This is a genomic window from Sporomusa sp. (assembly GCF_057736855.1).
The window spans coordinates 1-4368 of sequence record NZ_JBYKYF010000268.1; the positions used below are offsets into that span (position 1 = coordinate 1).

The following is a 4368-nucleotide window of genomic DNA, read 5'->3' on the forward strand; positions in this document are numbered from 1 at the left end:
TAGGCACTGCCACGGTAGGAATAATACATCGCTTTTCTCTCATTACGATCAATGGCTTTCGTATAATCCGCAACCGCTTGTTCAAAATTCCCTTCAACTGCAGCTACTACACCACGCCAAAAATATGCCTCACTATCTTCCGGATTCTCACTCAACACTTTGTTACAGGCCGTAAGCATGTCTGCTGTCTTTCCAGCCTCATACAATTCCCGCATCTCTTTACTAAACTGGCTTTCCACCGAGGCCTCCTCGCTACCGCAGCCGCAACCGCAGCTACATCCTTGAGAGCAAGCAGCTTCAGAACAAATATTATCTTTATTGTCCATAGTAACAACTCCCCCGCCCGAATTTAGTAATTGTTATTACCTACTACCCTATTTCGATATTTTGGGTTCTAATACCTGCTATTATTTCCATTTTTATCTGCTAAGACTACGAAAACATAGTGGATAAACGTTAGCTCTACAAAACAAAGGAGCAAGAGGCCATAGTACTATTCTTCTTCCCGCTGACCTACAATTGGTCCGCGGGAGGTACCGAGTCTAGCCACCTCGCTCCACGATTCATCACCAACGCAGCATACTGCAAACCTACAAACCTTTTTGCTCAATACCGCTATACAGAAAACCTAAGTGAGTAGTCGAATTCAGCAGCACTAACCGCCATTTTCCATCCTGATACTCAAATACATTGATACAAGTATTATCTTGCTTGATCTGCCAAAAATGTGACAAATCAATATCTAGGATATCACATAGTACCGCCTTATTCACCGCGTCATGAGCTACTACCAGAACGGTCTGTCCCTGATGTTTCTCCGCTAACTCACGGAAAACCTCCATGGCGCGGTCGCGAACTTCCGTAATGTTTTCTCCACCCGGGCCCGGCATAGTAACCCCCACGGCCTTGGTTTTCCATTGTTTCAGCAGTTCAGGATACTTTTTTTCCACCTCATCACTTAGCATTCCTTCCCACTCGCCATGGTTAATCTCCAGTAAGCGCCTGTCAGTATTGACAGTAAGGCCATGTGAAGCCACACACATCTTCGCGGTATCCACTGCTCTGCTCAGCGGACTGGCATAACAAACATCGATGGGAACATCTTTAAGTGCTTTGGCCGCTAATGCTCCCTGCTCGCGGCCAAAGGCAGTAAGCGGAGTATCAATCTGTCCCTGATAACGACCTTCCTTATTCCAAGTAGTTTCACCGTGTCGAAGTAAAATAAACCTGGTTATTGCCATATTTCCTCCTTGATGTTGTTAAACAGCCTAGTTGCGGCTACTTAATTTATCGGTCATTCTATCAATAGAAAATGAGTAAATGTTAAGCATGTTGCTGTTGAAAAGCCACCATCATGTCGGCCAAAGCCTGGCAGGACTCGTAAGGAACGGCATTGTAGATTGACGCCCGGCAACCGCCAACTAAGCGGTGACCATTCAAACCAACAAAGCCGGCTTGTTTAGCCTGTTCAAGAAACTTTTTCTCTAATTCCCGGTTAGGCAGACGGAAGGTTACGTTCATTAATGATCTGGCATCAGGCTGGGCATGACCTTGGTAAAAACCATTACTAGCATCAATAACATCATAAAGCAGCGTCGCTTTTTTCCGGTTGCATTTCTCCATAGCCGCAACCCCGCCCTGTGCTTTTACCCATTCCAGCATAAGTTTTACCATATAGATACTAAACGTTGGTGGCGTATTATACAGGGAATTGTTTTTGGCATATGTCCCATATTTGAGCATTGTCGGCAGGTTCGGATTGGCCTGGGCTAAGAAATCGCGGCGAACAATCACCACCGTTACGCCAGCCGGGCCCAAGTTTTTTTGTGCACCAGCATAAATCAGGGCAAATTTACTTACATCGATAGGTTTGGATAAAATATCGCTGGACATATCAGCAATCAAAGGTACATCGCCAGTTTCCGGAAAGGCCTGCCATTGCGTACCGTAAATGGTATTATTAGAGGTAATGTGCATGTAGGCACTGTCAGGGTCGTATGTTATCTCATCCAAAGCTGGTATCCGGCGATAATTACTATCTTTGGCAGTAGCTGCAATATAAGCCTCACCGATTTTCTCGGCTTCGTCAAAGGCTTTTTCTGACCAGACACCTGTCATTATATAGCCAGCCTTTTTGCCTGCCGGTAAAAAGTTCAGCGGCACCATGGCAAACTGGAGACTGGCCCCACCCTGCAGAAATAACACGTCATATCCTTCAGGAATGGCCAGCAGTTCTTTCAACAGCGCAATTGCCTGATTATGAACCGCTTCATACTCTTTTCCCCGGTGACTGTGTTCCATAATAGACATTCCTGTGCCGTTAAAATCCAGCAACTCTGCCTGAACCTGCTCTAGCGCAGTCAGTGGCAAAGCCGCCGGTCCTGCATTGAAATTATACGCTCTTTTTACCTGCTTTTCCATTATATCACCTCAACTCCATGAATAAAAAACCCCACCCCATATTTCTATTGGGGCAGGATAAACATCCCACGGTACCACCCAATTAGCTAAAGCAAATATAGGCGCTGCATAAACAAAAAACCCCCATCCCCCAGGGACGAGAGCTATTTCCCGCGTTGCCACCCATGTTGCTTTTCAGCCAACTTTTGCCGCTATACCGGGCGGACCCGTCAGATTCATCATCAGCTACTCCCAGGCGGAATCAATTGCAACTCGCACTGGCTCGCACCTACCGCCAGCTCTCTGAAGTCTGTAAACAATCAACTTCCTGTTCATCATACTTTCGCTTTTTAATTTGCTTTTGATTATACATGATACCCCGAGTACAGTCAAGTGTATTCTTAGCAAAAACGATTACAGGGGTCCTTCCTGCTTTTTGGCCAAACGTCTCGCCCGGGCATCCAGTGCTGCGGCCAATACGGCTGGTTCATTCACAAGCTGTCCAGCCTGAATTCTTGACAATAGATTTTGCTGAAAGCGCCCCACTTCCGGTCCACTCCCCAGTTTAGCCGCAATATCTCGGGCACTAAGCCTAAGCTGAGTTGAATAAAAAGGCACCTCACACAATATAGTATGAGCTAACTCTTTTACAGCAAAGAAGCCGTCAATATCCGGATGAGTATGCCCACCCAGGCGATCAGCCTCATGCAGGGCGAATAACTGCATCAAAGCCGTTTGGAACTGACCTTCGTTTTTAAAATCAACTGCCAGGCATTTCAGCCATTTCAATACAGCGTTAGCTTCCGCCGCCGGAAAAACCAGATGATGCCGAATAAGCCAAACCACCCTGTCAGCCATCTGCCGTTCTACCCGCAACCTATGCAAAATTCCCTTGGCGACCTCAGCCCCAGCTTTATCATGCCCGGGATCACTAGGCTGGCCTTCTTTATTAACCGTTCGCACTCCCGGCCGGCCTTTGGCAATATCATGCAACAACGCTGCCCAGCGCAGCGTCAGATCTTGTGGCGTCAAAGCAACAACTTCTAAAGTATGCTGCCAGACATCATGCAAATGATAACGCGGGTTTTGCGGTAGCCCGTCAAGATGGCAAATCTCCGGTAGAATAGGAACAGCATACAACCGCCGCTGTTCTCTTGCCTGACAAGTAGCAGACATTAGGCCAGACTTTAGGAGAATATCCAGTCCCCGCACAGCGAAATCGGCCACTAATGTTTTTTCAATTTCGTTACGAATCCGTTCAACCGATAAGCCGCTAACCCGGTCAAGATTGGAAGTAATGGCGGCGAAGGTAGCAGGTTCCAATACAAAATTAAATCTGGCAGCAAAACGGGCAGCCCTAAACATTCTTAGTCCGTCCTCGGCAAAACGTTCCTCTGGACTACCTACAACCCTAATAATACCGGCAGCTAAATCCTCCTGCCCCCCGAATAAATCAATAACGTTACCGTCAGCAGCCAAAGCCATGGCATTGATCGTAAAATCCCGCCTGGACAAATCTTGTTCAAGACTAACCCCAAGCTCTACTGCCTCAGGTCGATGACTGTCAATACCATACCTTTCACTGCGAAAAGTAGCAATCTCGTAACTAATTCCGGCTACCACGACAGCTACCACACCGAAGGCTGCTCCCACAGTAACAGCCTTCCACCCTTGTTTTTCCGCAAGTTCGACAATCTGGTCAGGCATGGCATTGGTAGCAATATCAATATCAGCAGGCTGTATACCGCGCAAAATATCGCGCACAGCGCCACCTACAATATAAGCCTCATGTCCGGCATCAGTCAGCATCGCCAAAATTTTCCGCGCCGTTTCCATAGCAAACTCCTTTAGCCGCTTACCCGGCGGCCGGTTAATTCCACAAATACATCTTCCAGATTGGTGTATCTTAGTGTCGCATTCACCGCCAGTGTTCCAGCAAAAGCAGCAGCTTACGTCCGGCTGGAAAAA

General features: G+C 47.3%; 4 protein-coding genes. All 4 read right to left on the reverse strand.

The window, feature by feature from the left end; genetic code table 11:
• On the reverse strand, nt 1-326 hold a 326-nt coding region (locus tag AC29Z1_RS14290), incomplete at its 3' end, for a tetratricopeptide repeat protein (protein ID WP_488272128.1).
• A 264-nt stretch (nt 327-590) separates the two neighbouring features.
• A complete protein-coding gene (locus AC29Z1_RS14295) occupies nt 591-1241 on the reverse strand; it encodes a histidine phosphatase family protein (protein WP_488272129.1) in 651 nt (216 codons plus the stop codon).
• 82 nt (nt 1242-1323) lie between these two features.
• Entirely contained in the window at nt 1324-2421 is a 1098-nt protein-coding gene (gene serC / locus AC29Z1_RS14300; protein WP_488272130.1) for a 3-phosphoserine/phosphohydroxythreonine transaminase, read from the reverse strand.
• A gap of 393 nt (nt 2422-2814) precedes the next feature.
• The coding region (locus tag AC29Z1_RS14305) for a CCA tRNA nucleotidyltransferase (protein WP_488272131.1) at nt 2815-4368 on the reverse strand (1554 nt) is incomplete at its 5' end.

Bases quoted from the DNA above. Each gene is read 5' to 3' on its own strand.
- serC (WP_488272130.1), bottom strand. From the start codon at position 2,421: ATGGAAAAGCAGGTAAAAAGAGCGTATAATTTCAATGCAGGACCGGCG.
- AC29Z1_RS14295 (WP_488272129.1), bottom strand. From the start codon at position 1,241: ATGGCAATAACCAGGTTTATTTTACTTCGACACGGTGAAACTACTTGG.